Source organism: Leifsonia sp. (assembly GCF_051955155.1).
Classification (GTDB): domain Bacteria; phylum Actinomycetota; class Actinomycetes; order Actinomycetales; family Microbacteriaceae; genus Leifsonia.
This window is the reverse complement of sequence record NZ_JBQCGZ010000166.1, coordinates 17,516-37,692: the sequence shown is the minus strand read 5'-3', so window position 1 is coordinate 37,692 and position 20,177 is coordinate 17,516. Positions and strand designations below refer to the sequence as shown.

The 20,177-nt window shown below is 71.2% G+C and carries 19 protein-coding genes; 8 read left to right on the top strand and 11 right to left on the bottom strand.

The features are described 5' to 3' along the window. Positions 1-38 precede the first annotated feature (38 nt). Positions 39-1,127, top strand: coding sequence for a glycosyltransferase (locus tag ACTHMF_RS17845; RefSeq protein ID WP_440319492.1), 1,089 nt, complete (start codon positions 39-41; stop codon positions 1,125-1,127). Positions 1,128-1,131: 4 nt separating this feature from the next. On the opposite strand, the gene ACTHMF_RS17840 is transcribed toward ACTHMF_RS17845, so the two are convergent. Next, positions 1,132-2,424 carry a nucleotide sugar dehydrogenase gene (locus tag ACTHMF_RS17840; RefSeq protein WP_440319490.1) on the bottom strand — a complete coding sequence of 431 codons (1,293 nt, stop codon included), beginning with the start codon at positions 2,422-2,424 and terminating at the stop codon, positions 1,132-1,134. Between the two features lie 81 nt (positions 2,425-2,505). Between ACTHMF_RS17840 and wecB the strand changes: the two genes are divergently transcribed. Further along, the gene (gene wecB, locus ACTHMF_RS17835; protein ID WP_440319488.1) at positions 2,506-3,564 is read left to right on the top strand and encodes a non-hydrolyzing UDP-N-acetylglucosamine 2-epimerase; all 1,059 of its coding nucleotides are present in this window, start codon (positions 2,506-2,508) and stop codon (positions 3,562-3,564) included. Here the strand turns inward: wecB and ACTHMF_RS17830 are convergent. From ACTHMF_RS17830 to ACTHMF_RS17805, 6 genes are all read right to left on the bottom strand, one after another. Continuing rightward, complete coding sequence (locus ACTHMF_RS17830) at positions 3,561-4,208, bottom strand: hypothetical protein (protein ID WP_440319486.1); 648 nt, start codon at positions 4,206-4,208, stop codon at positions 3,561-3,563. The genes wecB and ACTHMF_RS17830 overlap by 4 nt on opposite strands. Before the next feature lie 57 nt (positions 4,209-4,265). After that, entirely contained in the window at positions 4,266-5,444 is a 1,179-nt protein-coding gene (locus tag ACTHMF_RS17825) for a glycosyltransferase family 4 protein (RefSeq protein WP_440319484.1), read from the bottom strand. Next, the gene (locus ACTHMF_RS17820; RefSeq protein ID WP_440319482.1) at positions 5,441-6,433 is read right to left on the bottom strand and encodes a Gfo/Idh/MocA family protein; all 993 of its coding nucleotides are present in this window, start codon (positions 6,431-6,433) and stop codon (positions 5,441-5,443) included. The genes ACTHMF_RS17825 and ACTHMF_RS17820 overlap by 4 nt, the downstream gene beginning before the upstream one ends. Continuing rightward, positions 6,433-7,530, bottom strand: a complete 1,098-nt coding sequence (locus tag ACTHMF_RS17815) for a DegT/DnrJ/EryC1/StrS family aminotransferase (protein WP_440319480.1) — start codon at positions 7,528-7,530, stop codon at positions 6,433-6,435. Before ACTHMF_RS17815 ends, ACTHMF_RS17820 begins: the two co-directional genes overlap by 1 nt. Next, positions 7,527-8,120, bottom strand: coding sequence for a DapH/DapD/GlmU-related protein (locus ACTHMF_RS17810; RefSeq protein ID WP_440319478.1), 594 nt, complete (start codon positions 8,118-8,120; stop codon positions 7,527-7,529). The genes ACTHMF_RS17815 and ACTHMF_RS17810 overlap by 4 nt, the downstream gene beginning before the upstream one ends. A gap of 78 nt (positions 8,121-8,198) precedes the next feature. After that, entirely contained in the window at positions 8,199-9,638 is a 1,440-nt protein-coding gene (locus tag ACTHMF_RS17805; RefSeq protein WP_440319476.1) for a lipopolysaccharide biosynthesis protein, read from the bottom strand. A gap of 83 nt (positions 9,639-9,721) precedes the next feature. Here ACTHMF_RS17805 and ACTHMF_RS17800 point away from each other — a divergent pair, with 83 nt between their 5' ends. Genes ACTHMF_RS17800 through ACTHMF_RS17785 form a run of 4 tightly spaced genes read left to right on the top strand, consistent with a single transcriptional unit; the run spans position 9,722 to position 12,798 of the window. After that, positions 9,722-10,402 (top strand): glycosyltransferase family 2 protein, encoded by a 681-nt coding sequence (locus ACTHMF_RS17800; RefSeq protein WP_440319507.1) that lies wholly within the window; start codon positions 9,722-9,724, stop codon positions 10,400-10,402. An 11-nt stretch (positions 10,403-10,413) separates the two neighbouring features. Further along, positions 10,414-10,833: a DUF2304 domain-containing protein gene (locus ACTHMF_RS17795; protein ID WP_440319474.1), complete on the top strand. Its 420-nt coding sequence runs from the start codon at positions 10,414-10,416 to the stop codon at positions 10,831-10,833. A 20-nt stretch (positions 10,834-10,853) separates the two neighbouring features. Further along, entirely contained in the window at positions 10,854-11,834 is a 981-nt protein-coding gene (galE, locus tag ACTHMF_RS17790) for a UDP-glucose 4-epimerase GalE (RefSeq protein ID WP_440319473.1), read from the top strand. Then, positions 11,827-12,798 carry a glycosyltransferase family 2 protein gene (locus ACTHMF_RS17785; RefSeq protein WP_440319471.1) on the top strand — a complete coding sequence of 324 codons (972 nt, stop codon included), beginning with the start codon at positions 11,827-11,829 and terminating at the stop codon, positions 12,796-12,798. The genes galE and ACTHMF_RS17785 overlap by 8 nt, the downstream gene beginning before the upstream one ends. A gap of 24 nt (positions 12,799-12,822) precedes the next feature. Here ACTHMF_RS17785 and ACTHMF_RS17780 read toward each other — a convergent pair whose 3' ends face one another. Continuing rightward, positions 12,823-13,707, bottom strand: a complete 885-nt coding sequence (locus ACTHMF_RS17780; protein ID WP_440319469.1) for a glycosyltransferase family 2 protein — start codon at positions 13,705-13,707, stop codon at positions 12,823-12,825. A 184-nt stretch (positions 13,708-13,891) separates the two neighbouring features. Here ACTHMF_RS17780 and ACTHMF_RS17775 point away from each other — a divergent pair, with 184 nt between their 5' ends. Beyond that, positions 13,892-15,115 carry a lipopolysaccharide biosynthesis protein gene (locus tag ACTHMF_RS17775; protein WP_440319468.1) on the top strand — a complete coding sequence of 408 codons (1,224 nt, stop codon included), beginning with the start codon at positions 13,892-13,894 and terminating at the stop codon, positions 15,113-15,115. Here the strand turns inward: ACTHMF_RS17775 and ACTHMF_RS17770 are convergent. Genes ACTHMF_RS17770 through manA form a run of 3 tightly spaced genes read right to left on the bottom strand, consistent with a single transcriptional unit; the run spans position 15,057 to position 18,851 of the window. Next, positions 15,057-16,346, bottom strand: coding sequence for an exopolysaccharide production protein (locus tag ACTHMF_RS17770; protein WP_440319466.1), 1,290 nt, complete (start codon positions 16,344-16,346; stop codon positions 15,057-15,059). The two genes, ACTHMF_RS17775 and ACTHMF_RS17770, sit on opposite strands and share 59 nt — an antisense overlap. 9 nt (positions 16,347-16,355) lie before the next feature. After that, a complete protein-coding gene (locus ACTHMF_RS17765; protein WP_440319464.1) occupies positions 16,356-17,684 on the bottom strand; it encodes an O-antigen ligase family protein in 1,329 nt (442 codons plus the stop codon). 15 nt (positions 17,685-17,699) lie between these two features. After that, positions 17,700-18,851, bottom strand: coding sequence for a mannose-6-phosphate isomerase, class I (gene manA, locus ACTHMF_RS17760; RefSeq protein WP_440319462.1), 1,152 nt, complete (start codon positions 18,849-18,851; stop codon positions 17,700-17,702). A 114-nt stretch (positions 18,852-18,965) separates the two neighbouring features. Here manA and ACTHMF_RS17755 point away from each other — a divergent pair, with 114 nt between their 5' ends. After that, the gene (locus tag ACTHMF_RS17755) at positions 18,966-20,144 is read left to right on the top strand and encodes an acyl-CoA dehydrogenase family protein (protein WP_440319460.1); all 1,179 of its coding nucleotides are present in this window, start codon (positions 18,966-18,968) and stop codon (positions 20,142-20,144) included. The last annotated feature ends 33 nt before the right edge of the window (positions 20,145-20,177 follow it).

Here is a 20,177-nt window from a genome sequence, read left to right as displayed (position 1 = left end):
CCGAAAGGTCACCGCACGCCTGGGCTAAAATGCATGCAATGCCCACATTGCGTGTAGCGGTCGTCACGACCTGGTTCCCATCCGAAGAACATCCAGCCCAGGCGCCGTTCAACCTCGAGCACGTCAGGGCGATCGCCGGCTTCGCCGACGTCGAGGTGCTGCATGTGCGCCTCGGCGGCCGCGGTGCAGCGGTCCATGAGCGCTACCAGGGCATCTCCGTGCGCCGGTTCGCCCTCGACCCCCGGCGCCCCCTCGAGGCCTTCCGAACGCTGCGGGCCGTCGCGCGTGCGACGCGGACGGCGGACGTCGTGCACACGATGGCGTTCTCGACCGCGCTGGTCGTCGCCGCCGCGCGGCCGTTCGCGCGCCGGCTGCCCTGGCTGCACACCGAGCACTGGAGCGGAGTCACCAGCCCGGCCAGCGTGTCGCCGCTCTGGCAGCGGCTGGCGTGGCTGCGGCGCGTGCTGCGCCGTCCCCGCATCGTGACCGCGGTCACCTCCCAGCTCGCCGCCGCGATGCGGCCGTTCACGCGCGACGACGTCGTCGTCGTCCCGTGCGTGGTGGAGAACCCGAGCCCGCTCGTTGCCAGGCCTCGTGACGGCGCGCGCCTGGTCGGCGTCGGCTACCTGGTGCCTGGCAAGCGTCCGCTGTTCGCGGTGGACGTCGTCGCCGAGCTCGTCCGCCGCGGGGTGGACGCGCGCATGGTGTGGGTGGGCGGGGGGCCGTTGGAGGCCGAGACGCGCGCGCATATCGCGGACGCCGGCCTGACCGACCGCTTCGAACTGACCGGCATGGTGGCGCCTCAGGAAGTGTTCGCGCACTTCGACGACGCCAACCTCTTCTTCCTGCCCACCGAGCGGGAGAACTTCTTCACCGCCGCCGCCGAGGCCGTCTCGGCCGGACGGCCGGTGGTGGTCGCGCGGGTGGGCGGCTTCGTCGACTACCTCGACGACCGCAACGCGGTCTTCGCCGAGGACAGCGTCACCGGCTACGCCGACGCCATCCAGACGGCGCTCGAGCGTTTCGCGGGAGTGCCGGAGAGTCGGATCGCCGACCCGGTGCGCGAGCGATTCGGGCTGCGCAGGGTCGGGGCGGACTTCGAGGCTCTCTACTCCCGGCTCGGCTGAGGTCTCAGACCGCGGTGCCGATGACGCGGTAGGGAACGCCGCCCCAGGCCGCCTCGGAGCTGATCCGGCGGCCGTCGACAACGGCGCGCACGCCGGGGATCTCGCCGGCGCCGACCGTGCGGTACTCCGCGTGGTCCGCCTGGATGACGACGGCGTCGGCCGGCTCGCCCAGGTGGTACGGCGTGAAGCCGAGCTTCTCCAGCTCCTCGTCCGTGTACAGCGGGTCGTGCACGAGCGGCACGGCGCCCCGGTCGGTGAGCTCGGAGACGGTGGGGAAGACGCCGGAGAACGCGGTCTCCTTGACGCCGCCGCGGTAGGCGGCGCCGAGGACGACGACGCGGACGCCCTGCAGGCCGCCGACGGCCTCGTCGAGCAGGTCGACGGCGTGCGACGGCATGAGCGCGTTCGCCTCGCGGGCGGTGCGCACGACCGTCGCCTCGGGGTCGTTCCAGAGGTACAGGCGCGGGTAGACGGGGATGCAGTGGCCGCCGACCGCGATGCCGGGCCGGTGGATGTGGCTGTACGGCTGCGAGTTGGACGCCTCGATGACCTGGTAGACGTCGATGCCCGAGCGCTCGGCGAACCGCGCGAACTGGTTGGCGAGCGCGATGTTCACGTCGCGGTAGGTGGTCTCCGCGAGCTTGGCGAACTCCGCAGCCTCCGCCGAGCCGAGGTCCCACACGCCGTTCGGCCGCTCCAGGTCCGCGCGCTCGTCGAAGTCGAGCACGGCCTCGTAGAACGCGACCGCACGCTCGGCTCCGGCCTCGCTGAGGCCGCCGACGAGCTTCGGGTAGCGGCGCAGGTCGGCGAAGATGCGGCCGGAGAGCACGCGCTCGGGGGAGAAGACCACGTGGAAGTCGGAGCCCTCGGCGAGGCCGGAGAGCTCTTGAAGGCGCGGCGCCCAGCGGGTGCGGGTGGTGCCGACCGGGAGCGTCGTCTCGTAGGAGACCAGCGTGCCGGCGCGCAGGTTCTCGCCGACCGAGGTGGTCGCGGAGTCCATCCACGTCCAGTCCGGGCGCGCCTCCTCGTCGACGAAGAGCGGGACGACGATCACGACGGCCTCCGCCTCCGGGATCGCCTCGCTGTAGTCGGTCGTCGCGCGCAGCCGGCCGGCCGAGACGACCTCCGCCAGCTTCTCCTCGAGCCCGGTCTCGCCGGGGAACGGGGCTGTTCCTGCGTTCACGGCGTCGACGACGGCCGGGTTGACATCGACGCCGACGACGTCGTGTCCCTTCGATGCGTACTGGACGGCGAGCGGCAGCCCGATCTTTCCGAGGGCGACGACGGAGATTCTCATGATGGATCGATTCTACGGGTTCCGGCGTCGACGCCCTTCGTGGGCGCGGCCCCATGGCGCCGCACCGCCTAAGCTGGACGAATGCGCGTACTCAGTGTCGTCGGCGCCCGTCCCCAGTTCGTCAAGCTCGCCCCGATCGCCGCGGCGTTCGCCGGGCACGCCGAGCACATCGTCATCCACACCGGGCAGCACTACGACGAGCTGATGTCGGACGTGTTCTTCCGCGACCTCGGCATCCCGGAGCCGGACGTGAACCTGGCGATCGGCTCCGGCAACCACGGCGCGCAGACCGGCGCGATGCTCGCGAAGATCGAGCCGGAGCTCGAGCGCTACCGCCCGGACTGGGTGCTCGTCTACGGCGACACGAACTCGACGCTCGCCGCGGCCGTCGCCGCCGTGAAGCTGCACATCCCGCTGGCCCACCTGGAGGCGGGGCTGCGCTCGTTCAACCGGCGGATGCCGGAGGAGCACAACCGCGTCCTGACGGACCACGCGGCCGACCTCCTGCTCGCGCCGACCCAGGTCGCGATGGACCACCTGGCGAACGAGGGCCTCGCCGCCCGCAGCGTGCTCGTCGGCGATGTGATGACGGACGTCCTGTACCGCGTCCGCGACGCCCAGCAGGGCGCGCCGGGCCCGTTCCCCGAGCACGGCGACGGCGAGTACTACGTCGCGACGCTGCACCGTCCGGACAACACCGACGATCCCGCCCGCCTCGGCGCCATCGTCGAGCAGCTGGCCGCGCTGGGCAAGCCCGTCATGCTGCTCGCGCACCCGCGCCTGCGCGCCGCGGCGGAGGCGGGCGGCGTCGCGCTCGAGACCGGGTCGATCGTGGTCAGGGAGCCGCTGGCCTATCCGCAGCTCGTCGCGGCGGTGTCGCGGAGCGCCGGCGTCGTGACCGACTCCGGCGGCCTGCAGAAGGAGGCGTTCCTGCTGCGCGTGCCGTGCACGACGGTGCGCAGCGAGACGGAGTGGGTGGAGACGGTCGACCTCGGCTGGAACGTGCTGGTCGACAGCGACCTCTCCGTGCTCCGCGCTGTGGTGGAGCGGCCTGCTCCCGCCCCGACCGACGAGCAGCCGTACGGAGACGGCCACGCCGCCGAGCGCGTGCTCGCGGCGCTCAGCTCCCGCAGCGCCTAACGGCCGACCGCGGGCGCGGGCGCGGCGGAGACGTCCCCGGTCTCCCGGACCACATCGACCAGGATGTCGGACGCCCCGGCGGCGTGCGCCCCGGTGAGCTGCGACAGCGGGATCGTCGTCCCGACGGCCGGGCCCGCGCCCGCCGTGTCGTCACGTCCCAGCCGCAGCCGGTTGCCCTCGACGTCCGGTCCGACCGACGACCAGCCGGCGATGGCGTGGACGTCGATCGTCGCTGCGGCGGCGTTCAGCTCGGCCATCGAGTGCTCCACCTTCTGCAGTCGCACCTGCCCGGCGGCCGGCTGCCCGCGGAGGGCCGCCGTCAGGGCGGTGACCGCGGGGGAGTGCAGGTCCGTCGCGTACACGGTGAGCGTGGAGTAGTCGTGGGCGTACGCGGTCCCCGCGAAGACGTCGTCGTGCCCCAGCGTGGCCGCACCGACGACGCGCTCCGCCGCCTGGAGGGAGGGGGACGGGCTGCCGACCCAGGCCGGCTCGGCGGTCCGAGCCGGGGTGGCAGCGGCCGGGGCGGCGGCCGGCGTCCGGGGAGCGGCGACCGCTGACGCCGCGGCGCATCCCGTGATAGTCAGCGCGGCGAGAAGGAGGAAAGCTGCGGTCGCGTTCCGTCGTACCGTCCGGTTTGCGCTCATGCGGCACATCATAGGTGCCCGCTCTCGGGCGGTGCCAGGCCCCGTTCTCGGGTCGCGTCAGCGCGCGCGGCGGATCGCGTCGAGCGCCGCCCGGCCGCCGATGCGGCCGATCGCGGAGAGGGACGCGTTCTCGTCCACCCACCTGCTGCGCTCCTCGGCGCGCGCGTCGCGCACGCCGGAGGCCTCGTCGCGCGCGGCGGCGAGCATGGCATCGGCGACCGCCGCCGGGTCATAGCCGGCGCGCCAGCCGAGACCGTTGTCCGCGACCAGCTCGGCGCCGGCGCCGACACCGGCGAAGACCACGGGCGCGCCGCAGGCCGCGGCCGCATAGATCTTGGTGGGCTTGGCGAAGTCGTATCCGATGCCCGGAGTGATGCTCGCCAGCGCGGCCGTCGCCCCGCGCAGCCAGCGCGCGGCCTCCGCGGGCGGGACGACGCCGCCGAAGTAGACGGCGTCGCCGACGAGCTCCTGCGCCAGCGCGCGCGTCGACTCCTCCTCGACGCCCTGGCCGAAGAACACGATGCGGGCGTCGGGGAACTCCTCCAGCACGCGGGGGAGCGCGCGCACGAAGATGGCGGGCGTCTGCCACTCCGACATCGAGCCGGTGTAGACGAAGGTCGGTCTGTTTTCGACGTCCGTCTCGCCGTCACGACGGAACGTGTCGGTGTCGACGCCGTTTCCGACGGTGGCGATTCGATCGGGGTCCACGCCGAACTCCGTCGCCCGCTCCGCGACGCCGTCGGAGACCGCGAGCACGAGCGCGGCGCGGCGCAGCGTGAACCGCTCCAGCGCGCGCATCACACCGACCACGAACCTCGGTGCTCCCAGTGCGACGACGCCGTCCGTCCAGATGTCGGCGGCGTAGTGGACGAACGGGCGACGGTGCAGCCAGGACGTCAGCGCGACGACGACACCGGTGGTGGGCGGCGGCTCGGAGATCACCAGGTCTGCACGCGTGAACAGCAACCGGAAGAACAACGGGACGTCGAAGCTCAGGTACTGAAGGTAGCCGCGCACGTTGCCGCCCCTGTCGCGCAGGACCGGGAAGCGGGAGACCCGGACACGCGGGTCCTCCGGTGCGGGGGGAGCGGACCGTGGAGGAGAGGTGGTGACGACGCGGACGACCGCGCCCTCCTCGGCGAGCCCGCGCGCCAGGGCACGGAGCCGGAATGCGGCGGCGGCGACTTCCGGCGCGTACAGACGCGTCGCGATGATGACGCGAGGACGCCGCGTCATCGCTCGATCCTCACGGATTCTGCAGCCTCGGCCGAGTTCAGGATCGCTTCCGCCACGCGGACGTTCTCCAGCCCCTCGCGCATCGTCACGATGTCGCTGCGGAGGCCCAGGATGGCATCGCGGAAGGCCTCGTGCTCGACCCGCAGCGGCTCGCGCTTGTTGAGGGCGAAGCGGGTGACCGTGCCCTCGGAGACGCCACGGAAGGCCATGACGGACTCCCACTCCATCGAGAACGTGCCGTTCTCGAAGAAGGTGAGGTCGGCGCTGACCGTGTCGGCCACGAACGCGCCGCGCTCGCCGGTGACGACGGTGATCCGCTCCTTCATCGGCGACAGCCAGTTCACCAGGTGGTTGGTGATGATGCCGTTCTCCAGCTGCGCCGCGGCGGAGACCATGTCCTCGTGCGCCCGGCCGCTGCGCGAGCTGACGTGCGCGAACACCGTCGAGTACAGGCTCTGGGCCAGCCACGCGGTCGCGTCGATGTCGTGGGTGGCGAGGTCCTTGACGACGCCGACGTCCGCGATGCGCGAGGGGAACGGGCCCTGCCGGCGGGTGGCGATCTGGTAGACGTCGCCGAGCTCGCCGGCGTCGATTCGCTGCCGCAGGCTCTGCAGCGCCGGATTGTAGCGCTCGATGTGGCCGACGGCGCCGACCAGGCCGGCCTTCTCGAACGCGTCGACGACCCGCGTCCCGGACTCGATGTCCACGGTGATCGGCTTCTCGACGAGCGCGTGGACGCCCGCGTCCGCGAGCTCCAGCGCGATCGCCTCGTGCGCCTGCGTCGGAACGGCGACGACGGCGGCGTCGATGCCGGACGCGATCAGCTCGCCGACGGTGCGGTGGATCGGGGCGTCACCGGCCGAGCGGCGCGGGTCGCCGGCCTCGTCGGCGACACCGGCGAGCGTGACGCCCTCGGTCTCGCGGATGACGCGGGCGTGGTGGCGCCCCATCATCCCGACGCCGATCAGGCCGACCCTCAGCTCCGCCATCAGGCACCGGCCCCGGCGAGGGCGTTGACGGCCGTGACGATGCGGTCGAGGTCCTCCTCGGTGAGCGACGGGTGCACCGGCAGCGACAGCACCTCGGCGGCGGCGCGCTCGGTCTCCGGCAGGTCCTCGGTGCGCGCGAACGACGGCAGCCGGTGGTTCGGAACCGGGTAGTACACGCCGGAGCCGATGGCGTACTCCTCGCGCAGCGCGGTGGAGAAGCCGTCGCGGTCCTCGGGGACGCGGATCGTGTACTGGTGGTACACGTGCGTCGCGTCCTCGCGGACCGCCGGCGTGACGACGCCGCGCAGGCGCGCGTCCAGCACGCTCGCGTTCTGCTGGCGCTGGCGCGTCCACTCCGGGAGCTTGGTGAGCTGGACGCGACCGATGGCGGCGTGGATGTCCGTCATCCGTGCGTTGAAGCCGACGAGCTCGTTGTGGTACTGCCGTTCCATGCCCTGGTTGCGCAGCAGGCGCAGGCGGCGGTGGACCTCGTCGTCGTCCGTGGAGACCATCCCGCCCTCGCCGGAGGTCATGTTCTTGGTCGGGTAGAGGCTGAAGACGCCGAAGGTGCCGAACGTGCCGACCGGGGCGCCATGCAGGGTCGCGCCGTGCGCCTGGGCCGCGTCCTCGAAGATCGCGAGGCCGTGCTTGTCGGCGATCGCGCCGAGGCCGTCCATGTCGGCGGCCTGGCCGTACAGGTGCACGGGCATGATGGCCGCGGTGCGCTCGGTGAGCACGGACTCCACGGCGGCGGGGTCGAGGGTGAAGGTCACCGGGTCGATGTCGGCGAACACCGGCGTCGCTCCGGTGAGGGCGACGGAGTTGGCGGTCGCCGCGAACGTGAACGAGGGGACGACGACCTCGTCGCCCGGCCCGATGCCCGCAGCGAGCAGGCCGAGGTGCAGTCCGGAGGTGCCGGAGTTGACCGCGACGCTGCGCCGCCCGGCGACGAGGGCCTCGCCGAACTCCTGCTCGAACGCCGCGACCTCGGAGCCCTGCGCGAGCATCCCGGACGCGAGGACGGCGTCGACGGCGGCACGCTCGGCGTCGCCGACGATGGGGCGGGCCGCCGGGATGAACGGGGTGTCGGTGGTCATGGTGTTGTTGCCTCTCTGAGTGTTCCGTCCGCCTCCGCGTATCGCTCTCCCGTCTGCGGGCAGACCCACTCGTCGCCGTCGGGGAGCAGCCGGACTCCCGCGCGGCCGACCCAGCCGATGCGCCTGGCGGGGACACCGGCGACGAGGGCGAAGTCTGGCACGTCATTCACGACGACGGAACCGGCGGCGACAAGCGCCCAGCGGCCGACCTCGACGGGCGCGACGCAGACGGATCGGGCGCCGATGGAGGCGCCCTGTCGCACGGTCACACCGACCGCCTCCCACTCGTCGGCGGACTTGAGCGTGCCGTCGGGCGTCACCGCCCGGGGGTGGGTGTCGTTGGTGAAGACGACGGCGGGACCGACGAAGACGCCGTCCTCCAGGACGGCCGGTTCGTAGACCAGCGCGTAGTTCTGGATCTTGCAGCGGTCGCCGACGCGGACACCGGTTCCGATGTACGCGCCGCGGCCGACGATGCACTCCGCGCCGAGGTGCGCGGACTCCCTGACCTGAGCGAGGTGCCAGATCTTGGAACCGTCACCGATGACGGCGTCCGGCGACACGTCCGCTCCAGGGGCGACGAATACCAAGTGGGGGTTCCTCTCGAGGGCGGGGAGGCGTGAGAGTCTGTCTGTCGAAACTACCATGCAGCCACTGCACGTTGCCGATCAAGCGGCTTTCGTCCGGCGCAGAGTGCGCAGTTCGGGCAGCATGATGAGCGCCCACGCGAGGGCGAAGCCGACGGCGACGACGATGTCGCCCCAGTACGAGCCGATCCACTGGCGGGTCGCGATGTAGCACGCGCCGACCAGCACCGTTCCGACCCCGAGCCGGAGGAAGAGCCCCGCCCAGTGCATCCGCCGTGTTCTCCATACGACGACGATCGGACCGAGGCCCCCGATCACCGTCGAGACGAGGAATCCGAGCGCGACGCCGACGACGGACAGCGAGGGGATCAGGAGGGCCATGGTCGCCAGGCCCGCGATCACTCCGGCCAGGCTGAGCACGGACGGCACGCGGACGGTGCGGCGATGGCCGGTCACGAGGGCCGTGACCGAGCCGACGTTGATGCTCTGCAGGAAGCTCGCCGCCATCAGAATGGGCAGGATCACGTCGGCCGCCTGGAACCGGCTTCCGAACAGCACCGCGACCAGCGGGCGCGAGGCGAGGATCAGGCAGCCGTAAGCGAGCCCGAGCAGCAGGATGAGGATCCTCGTCGTCAGGTCGGTCTGGCGGCGCAGGCTGCCATGGTCCTCGCGGCCGACGGCGTGCGCCATCGTCGGCATGATCGTGATCGAGAGGATGGACCCGATCATGGTCGCCGGGGTCGCCAGGCTGAGCGCCGCAGCGTATTCGCCCGCCTCCGCCGGCGAGCCGATCGCGCGCGCTATCACCATGCTGAGCTGCAGGAAGCCGCCCGTCGTCAGCGCGGCGATCGACGTCCAGGCGATGAACTCGACGATCTCGCGCCGGTGCTCGGCGGTCAGCCTGGGGACCCCGCCCGTCCGCCTCGGCCAGCCGGCGATCGCGTATACGCCGTAGCAGATCGTCAGCGGGAGCAGCAGGAGGGCGTTCCAGCGCAGGGCGACGACCCCGACGAGCAGCGCGAGCCCGCTGACGGAGGTCACCACATCCCAGAAGAGGGCGCGGTCCACGCGACCGGTGGCGAAGTAGATCCCGCGCACGAACGTGTAGGCGGAGAGGGCGAACGTCAGCAGGGCGACGAGCCCCGGGGTGAGCCAGTCGCCGGGCGCGAAGAGCAGCACGGTCAGCAGCGCGGCCGCCACCGCGAGCACCGTGGACACCACGAGAGTGACACGCGACAGGAAGCGGGTCATCGCCGTCACCAGCTCCGCGTCTCCCGCACCGCGCGCACGGGCCACGAACGTCGTCGCCGCGTTTCCGATCCCGGCGGGTCCGACGAAGGAAAGCAGCTGGGCGAGCGAGATGCTGCTGTTGACGACGCCGAGCCAGACCGGCCCGAGCAGGCGGCCGACGATCAGGCTGTAGAGGAAGCGCAGCAGCCCCTGCACGGCGACGCTTCCCGTCGACAGGGCTCCCCGGCGGATCACCGACGGTTCTGCTGCGGGCTGCGGCTCTCCTGACACCGGATAAGGGTAGCAGCGGGCTTGCAAGCTAAAATGGTGTCGCCCATGGCGGTCCCCGCCCGCACATCCACGAGGAGACGACCATTTCCATCCCTGTCGAGCAGCGAACCTGGCTTGTCGTTCCGCTCTACAACGAGGCCACCGTCGTCCGCTCGGTCATGGAGGAGGCGCGCAAAGTCTTCCCCAAGATCGTCTGCGTCGACGACGGGAGCACGGACGCGTCCGCGGCGGAGGCGCGCGCGGGCGGCGCCGTCGTCGTGCAGCACCCGATCAACCTCGGGCAGGGCGCCGCGATCCGGACCGGCCTCGACTACGCGCTCCTCGACCCGGAGGCCGACTTCTTCGTGACCTTCGACTCCGACGGCCAGCACCGCGTCGAGGACGCGCTGACGATGGTGCGGATGCTCGACGAGGGCGAGCTGGACATCGTGGTCGGCTCCCGCTTCCTCGACGACAGGACGACGCTCTCGCCGCTCAAGAAGGTCGTGCTGCGGGCCGGCGTCGTGTTCGAGCGGATGTCCAGCGGCGTCCAGCTGACCGACGCTCACAACGGCCTGCGCGCGCTCAACCGGCACGCGGCGGAGTCCATCCAGATCATCCAGAACCGGATGGCGCACGCGTCGGAGATCGTCGCCGAGATCGGCCGGAACAAGCTGCGCTGGGCGGAGGCACCCGTCCACGTGCTCTACACGGACTATTCGCGCTCCAAGGGCCAGTCCGTGTGGAACTCCGTCAACATCCTTTCCGACCTCTTCCTCAAGTAATCGAGATCCCCATGGACACCGGCCAGCTCGTCATCAAGATCCTCCTCATCGTCATCTTCGCCGCGTTCGCAGTTTTCCTGATGCTCCCGGGGCGCGGCGCGCGGCACCTCGCGATCCGCCGCCTGGTGATGCTGGCGCTGCTGGTCCTGCTCGTCCTCGCGGTGATCTTCCCGTCGTCCGTCACCGCCGTCGCCCAGCTGCTCGGCGTCGGGCGAGGCACCGACCTGCTGCTGTATGCGCTCTTCGTCGTCTTCATCGGCAACTCGCTGCTGATGCAGCGCAGGCACCGCAAGACCGAGCAGGAGATCACCCAGCTCGCGCGCCAGCTCGCGATCATGCGCGCCCCCGCTCCGGAGGCCCTCGTCGCGGCGGACCGCCCGTCCGTCCTAGAGGCCGGGGAGGACACCGAGCACCGTCCGGAAGCCGGATAGGCGTCTTCTAGACTGTCGGCATGAGAGTCCTGGTCACCGGCGGGGCCGGGTACATCGGCAGCCACGTCGTGCGGCAGCTGGTCGAGCGCGGCGACGAGGTCGTCGTCGTCGACGACCTCGAGACCGGCGACGAGCGGCGCATCCCCGGCATCCCGATCGTGCGCACCGAGCTCTCGGATCCAGCGGCGATCCCCGTCGTCCGCGAAGCGCTTTCCGACGTGGCTGCGGTGATCCACTTCGCAGGACGCAAGCGCGTGAACGAGTCCGTGCTCCGCCCGGCGTGGTACTACCAGCAGAATGTGGGAGGCATGGCGAACCTGCTGCTGGCGATGGAGGCGGTGGGGGTTGGATCGATGGTCTTCTCGTCCTCCGCGGCGGTGTACGGCACGTCCGAGGGCGACAGCATCCCGGAGTCGGCCCCGACGAACCCGATCAACCCGTACGGCTCGACGAAGCTGATCGGCGAGCGGATGCTGAGCGACGTCGCCGCCGTCCGCCCGTTCCGCTCGGCCAGCCTGCGCTACTTCAACGTGGCGGGCGCCGGTGCGCCGGAGCTCGGCGACACCGCCGTGCTCAACCTCGTCCCGATGGTATTCGAACGGCTGGACGCAGGCGAGGCTCCGGTGGTCTTCGGTGCGGACTACCCGACGCCGGACGGCACCTGCATCCGCGACTACATTCACGTCTCCGACCTGGCGGCAGCTCATCTTGCCGCGCTGGACGCCGTGACGGACGGCCGGATCGACGGCAACCGCGCGTTCAACATCGGCACAGGAGTCGGCAGTTCCGTGCGCGAAATGGTGGAGGCGATCGAGCAGGCGTCCGGCATCCGCATCGAGCCGCGCATCGTGGAGCGTCGCGAAGGGGACCCCGCGGTCGTGGTGGCGGATCCGTCGCGGGCGCGCTCGGAACTCGGCTGGAAAGCGCGGCACACCCTGCAGGACATCGTCTCCTCCGCCTGGCGGTCGCACGTCCTCCTGGCGACGGGCGGACATGCCTGAGCGCGTCTCCGTCGCCCTCTGCACGCACAACGGAGAACGGCATCTCGGGGAACAACTGCGATCCGTGCTCGCCCAGACCCGCCGGGTCGATGAGATCGTGCTGTCCGACGATGCCTCCACGGACCGCACGCGCGTGATCTTGGAGGAGTTCCGGGCGTCGGCTCCGGCCGGCATCCGGGTCATCGTGCTGCACAACGATCCCGCGCTCGGGGTCACGGCCAACTTCGAGAAGGCCGTCAGGGCGACAAGCGGCGACGTGGTGTTCCTGTGCGATCAGGACGACGTCTGGGCGACGGACAAGGTGGACCGTCTGCTTCGATCGCTCGACGAACACCATGCGACCCTCGTGCACTCTGACGCGCGCATCGTGGATGCGGACGGCACGCCGACGGGGGAGACGTTGTTCGGCACCCTGGGCGTCCGTCCCAGCGACCTGGCAGCCGAGGAGCGCGGCGACGCGGCTCGCGTGCTGCTGCGCAGGAACATCGTCACTGGTGCCACGGTAGCGCTCCGGAGGAGCCTGGCCGAGGCCGTCATGCCGTTCCCGGCGTCGTGGCTGCATGACGAGTGGCTGGCGATGAGTGCGGCGCTCCGAGGGGGACTGGTGGTGAGCAGGCTTCCGCTCACCGACTACCGCATCCACGGGCAGAACCAGATCGGAGCCAGCCGGCTCACCGCAGCAGCGGCGCTGGGGCGGCTGCGTGCGTCGCGCGCTGACCGCAACGCCCGTCTCCTGGCTCGCGCACAGGACCTTTACGACCGGGTCGCGGCCGACCGTCCGGACGACAGGGCCGTGCTCGCCGTCCTGCACGACAAGCTGCGCCACGAGCAGGTCAGGTCGGCGTATCCCCGGGCCAGAGCGCTGCGCATCCTGCCGGTGCTGCGAGAACTCGCCACCGGGCGCTACGGCCGGTTCGGCGGCGGGCTGCGTGACGTGCTCAGAGACCTCGTCCAGCCCGTCTGAGACAGAACGGGGACCGGTGTCTGGTCAGGGACCGAACACGTGCCGGGCAAGCGACCGCGCGCCTGCCGGGTTCCGGCCGCCGAGGGCGCCCGGCAGCTTGGTCGCCGCGTTGAGCCGCGAAGAGAGGTGCACGCGCGCGACCCGCGCCGCATGCCGCCAGCCGGCGTCGCGCATCAGCTTCTGGGCGCTGGCGAAGAATGCCCGCTCCTCGGCGAACCGGGTGCCGTCCTTCGCCGACCAGGACGACACACTGCCCGCGTGCCTGCGATACCGGAACAGGCGTTCGGGCAGGACGACGAGCGAGCCACCGCCACGGATGATCTCGCGCTGGAGGGCGAGGTCGAGAACGACCTCGAAGTCCTCGGCGAAACCGTACTGCCGCACGACCTCCGTGCTCCAGCAGATCGACGGGAAGTAGGTCCAGTTGCCGCGCAGCAGGCTGCTCGCGAGCTTCTCGCCGGAGAGGATGGCGGCACCGGAGCGGTGCGGCCGGGAGAAGCCCTTCACCCGGTCCGGCAGCGGCGAGGCCGGCCGTCCGGCGTCGTCGACGACCGTCACACCCGGCTGGAAGTAGGAGGCGGTCGGGTGCTCGGCGATCGCGGCCCTGATCCGCTCGACATAGCCGGGCTCGAGCAGGTCGTCGCAGCCCATCAGCACGAAGTGGTCGCTCTCGACCAGCTCCAGGCAGCGCGAGAAGTTGCCGGAGACGCCGAGATTCGTCTCGTTGCGGACGTACCGGATGCGCGCGTCGTCGATGCCGCGCAGCCACTCGCCGGGGGCCGGATCGGGGTACACGTCGTCCACGACCACCAGACGCCAGCCGGGATCGGTCTGCGCCATGACGCTTTCCACGGCCCTGCGGAAGAGCGCAGGATCGCCGTAGAACGGCATCATGATGTCGATCGTCACTAACGTCCAGACTTTCGTCGTAGGGTTGGCCTGCTGCGAGTCGTGGCCGCCGTCCAACGTTTCTTGCGTCTAGGGAGACACCCCCATAACCGCGTTCGAACCCCTCAACGAACCTCTTCCCGAAACCGACGATACCGCACGGTCGAGGGACCGCAGGTCGGTCCCTCTCATTCTCTCAGCGACCGTGATTTCGGGCGTCGCGGGCTATGTGGTGACCTGGCGGGTGTTCGTCGAAGCGGGCGCTGCGGGGTACGGGCTGTTCTCCGTCTTCTGGTCCGCGCTGTTCCTCGTCGTCGGCATCCTGTTCGGTCTCCAGCAGGAGGCGACCCGGGTCGTCGCGCACGAGCAGCGGTCCCCGGACGTCCCGCGCGGACGCTCCTCGCTGTGGCTCTTCGCGGCCGCCGTCTCGCTCGTCGTCGGCGCGGCGATCATGCTGCTCGCACCGCTCTGGGCCGTGCCGAGCCTGGGCGCGGACAACGCGGGCCTGTCCTGGATCGTGGCGATCGGTGCCGCACTGAACGGGCTCGTCGCCGCCGCGTCCGGCGTCATGGCCGGAGCCGGGATGTGGCGACACCTCGCCGCGATCGTGGCCCTGGACGGCGTGCTGCGGGTCACCCTCGTGCTCGTCGCCCTGGCGTTCACGCACGACGTCGCCGTGCTCGCCGTCGCGGTGATCCTGCCGTTCCCGCTCTCCCTGCTGATCGTCGCCGCAGCGGGTCGCAGACGCCTCGCCACCGCCGGCCGGGTGAGCGCCGGCTACGGCAGGCTCACGGCGAACACCGCCAGGACGATGGTCGCCGCCAGCGCCACCGCGATCCTGATCAATGGCTTCCCGCTCGTCCTCTCCTTCTTCTCCGGTCCGGACAACCACGACCAGCTCGGCTCCCTCGTGCTCGCGGTGACCCTCACCAGGGCGCCGGTGCTCGTGCCGCTGATGGCGCTCTCCAGCTACCTCGTCAGCCGGTTCTCGCACCTGCCGGAGCAGGCGGGACGGACGATGACCGTGCTGCTGCTCGGTCTGGCCGGCGTCGTCGCGGTGCTCTGCCTCGGCACCTGGCTGTGGGGCGAGCCGGTGCTGCACTGGATCTTCGGGCCGGAGTTCGGGATCTCCGGCGGCGTGCTCACCGCTCTGGTGGCCTCCTCCGGGCTGATCGGAGCGCTCTGCATCTCCGGCTCCGCCGTGCTCGCGCGCGACCTGCACGGCCTTTACGCCGGCGGCTGGGTCGTGGCGTCGCTGGTCTCGCTCGCGGTGCTGTTCGTCCCGCTGCCGCTGCCGGAGCGCACGGCACTCGCGCTGGCGAGCGGGCCGGCGGTCGGCCTCGTCGTGCACCTCGTGGGCAGGCGCCTGCTCACGCCTCGGCGCGTCGGGGCAGCCGAAGGCGCCAGCTCATCCCCTGGGACGCCTTGACCGTGCAGATCACGAGCAGCATCCAGCCCGACTCGACGAGGATGGAGCTCTCGAACACGCTCGTGACGAGCAGCGCGACCAGCACGAGCGGCGCCCAGGCGTAGACGACGCTGCGCCGGTTCGACGCCAGCAGCCAGGAGCGGCTGAACGCGAGCGCGATCAGCGCGATGAAGAGCAGCAGCCCGATGATGCCGACCTGCAGGTAGACGTCGAGGTACGCGTTCAGGCCGTCCGCGTGGTAGACCCCCGTCGCAGCCTGGATGGCCGTGAACGGGTAGAGGTCGGTCGGCCAGGCGCCCACCCAGCCCCAGCCGACCGACTGCTGGACCGGGATCAGCTCCCAGATCTGGATCCACAGCCGGTAGCGCACCTGGAAGTCGGCGCGGGCGTTGAGCAGGTCGATCACGCGGGTGCGGTAGATGTAGGCGGCGACCAGCGCTGCGACGGTCACGATGGCGAGCCCCCACTGCACGTAGCCGCGGGACGCCGCCGGCACCTTGCGCACCAGGAAGAGCGCGAGGGTGGCGAGCCCGACCACGACCGACACCGCCGCGATCACCGGCGAGTGCGCCAGCAGAACGCAGAGCGCGGCGAGGGCGATGGAGGCGATGGCGAGCGGCGGCCGGATGGAGCGCGTGCGCAGCTCGATCAGGAACGTCACGAACGCGATCAGCGCCACGATGCTGAGCGCGTTGCGGCTGCCGAAGATGCCCTGGATGGGACCGCCGAGCGCGATGTTGCCCTGGATGCCGAGGAAGCGGATCGGCATGTCGATCAGCAGCCCGCTCAGCACCTCCAGGGCGAGCGACAGCGTGAGCAGGAACCGCAGCGCGTCGCCGACCACGCGGACGATCTGGATGGCGTCGCGCACGAGCGCGATGTAGACGGCGAGGAACGCGAACAGCAGCTGGTAGATGACCCCGGCGAGCGTCGCCCACTGGTACTGGCTCCAGATCAGCGACAGCGCACACCAGCCGACGAACAGCAGCGCGGAGATCGGAAGCAGACCGTGCCACTCGATCATCCGCCACTGGGCGGCGAACGAGACAGCGGCCAGCGCCGCGAGCGTCGCGAGCGCCCCGATCAGCCCCGGCCAGCCGACGACCGCGCGGATGGCGTGCGTGGAGAAGCCGACGCCGACGGCGGCCAGCGCGAGCGCGGAGTTGAAGCGCGCGGACCCGAGGAACTCGGTGACCGCGGGCGGCACCAGGGTTCTGCGGGCTTCAGCCATGCAAGAATCCTACGGCGCTGCCTGCTTGGTCTTGACGGCGAGCACCACGAGGAGCGTCCAGCCGCCCTCGATCAGGATGCGGCTCTCGGCGAAGCTCTGGGCGAGCAGCGCGGCGAGCAGGAGCAGCGGGAGCAGGGTCAGCGCGGTGTACGGCGTGTCGTCCGCGATCGAGGTGCGCGGCCGGTCGACGGCGGCGAACCAGGACCGCCACAGCGTCGTGAGCACCAGCAGGATGAACACCACCAGCCCGACGATGCCCAGCTGCAGCCACACGTCCAGCCAGGCGTTGTGGGCCTGCAGGTAGACGACGCCTCCGCGCTCCGCGAGGTTCCGGAACGGCTCCGTCCAGGGTGCCCAGTAGCTCACCCAGCCCCAGCCGAAGACCGGGCGCTGCTGCGCGAGCCCGATCACCTTGTCCCAGATGTCGAACCGGCCGGTGAGGTCCTCGCTCTTGCCGAACAGCGCGGGGATGCGCGAGGCGAACACCGACAGCAGGACGACGGCGGCCACGAGCAGCGCCGCGGCGGTGAGGTAGACCGGCGTCCGCCGCTCCGGCCCCGCGCGCCGGGTCCAGAGCGCTAATCCGAGCACGACGGCCGTGAAGAGTCCGGCGACGATCACCGTGGAGGACCGGGTCAGCAGCATCGTGAGCGCGGCGACCACGAGCCAGGCGATGGCGGACCCGCGGCGGACGGTGCGGTCGGCGAGCTGGATGCCGAACACCACCAGCGCGAGCAGCGCGATCATCGCCAGCAGGTTGCTGTTGCCGACGATGCCCTGGATCTGGCCGCCGTGGAAGAGCAGGTCGCGGCTCCAGTAGAAGGCCTGCGGGAGGTGGCCGGGCGGCACCGGCTGCACCGGGGTGAGCGGCAGCACGGGTCTGCGCACGAAGATCGCGACGACGAGCTCGAAGAGCAGCGACAGCCCGAGGATCCACCGGAACGCGTTGCCGAGCGCGGTCAGCAGCGACGCCCAGCCCAGGCACAGCGCGAGGAAGACGGCCCCGGCGGTCGTCGCCAGGGTCGCCAGGACGCCGAGCGCGCTCGCTCCGGGGTAGGCCGACCACGCGATCGAGACGATCGCGAGGGCGAGGAAGAGCAGCAGCGTCCACGGCGCCCGGCGCCAGGAGAACGCCGGCCGGGTGCGGACGAGGAAGACGACGCTGCCGGCGGCGAGCAGCGCGGCCAGGACGAAGTAGCCGGGCCAGCTGATCAGGTTGCGCCAGAAATCCCCGGCGAACAGCGTGAACAGCAGGAGCGACGCGAAGACGGACGCCCCCGTGCCCGATGCGCGGCGCGCGGCGTCGACGCGGGCGCTCAGCACGGACGGTCTACTCACTCTGCGAAGAATAGCTCACCGGTTCGGCATGGCGAGGAACAGGGTGCCCGCCCCGCCGCCGACCGCGATCCGGTCCTCGCCGGCGACGACAACGGCCTCGCCGCGGGTCAGCCGGAGGGATCCGGCGGCGCCGCTCAGCTCCAGCTCGCCCGCGGTGCAGAGTGCGATCGCTGTCCCGGTCAGGGCGATCTCCGCGCTCGGCACATCCCCGCCGACCTCGATGTGGTCCAGGGTGAAGTCGGGCACGTCGGGCCGGAACTCCTCGACGCCGGGAGCCGGGCGCTCCGGCGGGAGCGGCGTCGCCGCGATGGGGGAGAAGTCGAGCACGCTCACCAGCTCCGGCACGTCGATCCGCTTCGGCGTGAGCCCGCCGCGCAGCACGTTGTCCGACGCGGCCATCAGCTCGATGCCGAGGCCGTGCAGGTACGCGTGGATGTTCCCCGCCGGCAGGTACAGCACCTCACCGGGGGAGAGGCTCACGCGGTTGAGCAGCAGCGCGAGCACGATGCCGGGGTCGCCGGGGAACGCGGCGGACAGCATCCGCACCGTGCCGGCCGCCTCGCCGTCGGAGCCCTCCGCCGCCTCGACGACGGCGGACACCAGCTCGCGGACCTCGGCGGAGCCGCCGAGCAGCCACTCGGTCGCGCGGCGCAGCACCGCGCCGGGCTCGCCGTCGAGCGACGCGGCGAACGCGGCGATCGCCGGTGCGTCGCCGAGCTCCGCGATGGCCGCCCTGCTGAGCGCGGGGTCGCGGAAGCCGCACAGTGCGTCGAACGGGTCGGAGAGCGCGTAGATCAGCTCCGGCTTGTGGAAGGGGTCCTTGTAGTTGCGCTCCGGCGCATCGGCGGCGAGGCCCGCGGCGTTCTCGCGCTCGAAGCCGGCGCGCGCCTGCTCGGGGGACGGGTGGGCCTGCAGCGAGAGCGGGCCGTCCGCCGCCAGCACCTTCAGCAGGTACGGCAGCTTCCCCGCCGTGACCGGCCAGGAGGCCAGGTCCCTCGCGCCGCCCGCCTCCGCGGGGTCCAGGATGCGCGACGGCGACCCCGGGTGCGCGCCGAGCCACAGCTCCGCCTCCGGGCCGCCGCTCGGCCGGGTGCCGAGGAGTCCGGCAATGGCGGTGGTGGATCCCCAGGCGTAGTCCCGAGGAGTGTTGCCGATGCGCACAAACATCCGTCGTCGTCCCTTCCGATTCGTTAGACCAAAGTACCAACGGCTTTGCCCGGCTCCGCGCGCCTTCCGTAGGCTGACGCTGCCCGAAAGCCGACCGTACGCACTGGAGCACACATGTCTTTCGAATCCCTCGCCAGCGACTTCTACGGCTTCGAAGACCTCCTCACGGATCGTGAGAAGGACTTCCTCATGACCCTGCGCGGCGCGCTGGAGACCGAGATCAAGCCGATCGTCAACGAGTACTGGGAGAAGGCGGAGTTCCCGCACCGGATCGTCGAGGTGCTGCACCGCAACGGGGCCATCGGACTCGGCTTCCCCGAGACGGCGCCGTTCGAGAACTCCGCCGTCTTCCGCGGCTGGGTCGCCCTGGAGCTGGCCCGCGTGGACGCGTCGGTCAGCACCTACGTCGGCGTCCAGAACGGTCTGGCGCTCGGCGCCATCGGCGTCTGCGGATCGCAGGAGCAGCGCGAGACGTGGCTGCCGAAGCTGACCAGCGGCGAGGTGATCGGCGCGTTCGGCCTGACCGAGCCGACCTCCGGCTCCGACTCGGCGCAGGGCCTGCAGACGGTCGCGACGCGCGACGGCGACGACTGGATCCTGAACGGTTCCAAGCGCTGGATCGGCAACGCCACGTTCAGCGACATCACCATCATCTGGGCGAAGAGCGCAGAGGACGGCCAGGTCAAGGGCTTCATCGTCCCCACCGGCACCGAGGGCTACACCGCGACGAAGATCGAGGGGAAGCAGTCCCTGCGGATGGTGCAGAACGCCGACATCGTGCTCGAGAACGTGCGCGTTCCCGAGGCGCTGCGGCTGCAGAACGCGAACAGCTTCCGCGACACCGCCGCCGTGCTCCGGCTCACGCGCGCCGAGGTGGCCTGGGCCGCCGTCGGAGTCGCGATCGGCGCCTACGAGGCGGCGCTGACGTACGCGAAGGAGCGCGTGCAGTTCGGCAAGCCGATCGCCAAGCACCAGCTCGTGCAGGACCACCTGGTGAAGTCGATCGGCGACATCACCGCCTCCATCGCCCTGTGCACGCGGGTCTCGCAGATGCTCGACGACGACATCCAGCGCGACGAGCACTCAGCGCTGGCCAAGGCGTTCGCCACGGCGCGGATGCGCGAGACGGTCGCCCGCTGCCGCGAGGTGCTCGGCGGCAACGGCATCGTGCTGGAATACGACGTCGCCCGGTTCTTCGCCGACGCGGAGGCCCTCTACTCCTACGAGGGAACGCGCGAGATGAACACCCTCATCGTCGGCAGGGCGATCACCGGCGAGGCCGCCTTCGTCTGACCGCGAAGCCCTCTCCGGCCGCGCCGATTCGCC

Bases quoted from the DNA above. Each gene is read 5' to 3' on its own strand.
- ACTHMF_RS17830 (WP_440319486.1), bottom strand. From the start codon at position 4,208: ATGAGCGCAAACCGGACGGTACGACGGAACGCGACCGCAGCTTTCCTC.
- ACTHMF_RS17840 (WP_440319490.1), bottom strand. From the start codon at position 2,424: ATGAGAATCTCCGTCGTCGCCCTCGGAAAGATCGGGCTGCCGCTCGCC.
- ACTHMF_RS17815 (WP_440319480.1), bottom strand. From the start codon at position 7,530: ATGACCACCGACACCCCGTTCATCCCGGCGGCCCGCCCCATCGTCGGC.
- ACTHMF_RS17845 (WP_440319492.1), top strand. From the start codon at position 39: ATGCCCACATTGCGTGTAGCGGTCGTCACGACCTGGTTCCCATCCGAA.
- ACTHMF_RS17785 (WP_440319471.1), top strand. From the start codon at position 11,827: ATGCCTGAGCGCGTCTCCGTCGCCCTCTGCACGCACAACGGAGAACGG.
- ACTHMF_RS17755 (WP_440319460.1), top strand. From the start codon at position 18,966: ATGTCTTTCGAATCCCTCGCCAGCGACTTCTACGGCTTCGAAGACCTC.
- ACTHMF_RS17795 (WP_440319474.1), top strand. From the start codon at position 10,414: ATGGACACCGGCCAGCTCGTCATCAAGATCCTCCTCATCGTCATCTTC.
- ACTHMF_RS17770 (WP_440319466.1), bottom strand. From the start codon at position 16,346: ATGGCTGAAGCCCGCAGAACCCTGGTGCCGCCCGCGGTCACCGAGTTC.
- ACTHMF_RS17820 (WP_440319482.1), bottom strand. From the start codon at position 6,433: ATGGCGGAGCTGAGGGTCGGCCTGATCGGCGTCGGGATGATGGGGCGC.
- ACTHMF_RS17825 (WP_440319484.1), bottom strand. From the start codon at position 5,444: ATGACGCGGCGTCCTCGCGTCATCATCGCGACGCGTCTGTACGCGCCG.
- wecB (WP_440319488.1), top strand. From the start codon at position 2,506: ATGCGCGTACTCAGTGTCGTCGGCGCCCGTCCCCAGTTCGTCAAGCTC.
- manA (WP_440319462.1), bottom strand. From the start codon at position 18,851: ATGTTTGTGCGCATCGGCAACACTCCTCGGGACTACGCCTGGGGATCC.
- galE (WP_440319473.1), top strand. From the start codon at position 10,854: ATGAGAGTCCTGGTCACCGGCGGGGCCGGGTACATCGGCAGCCACGTC.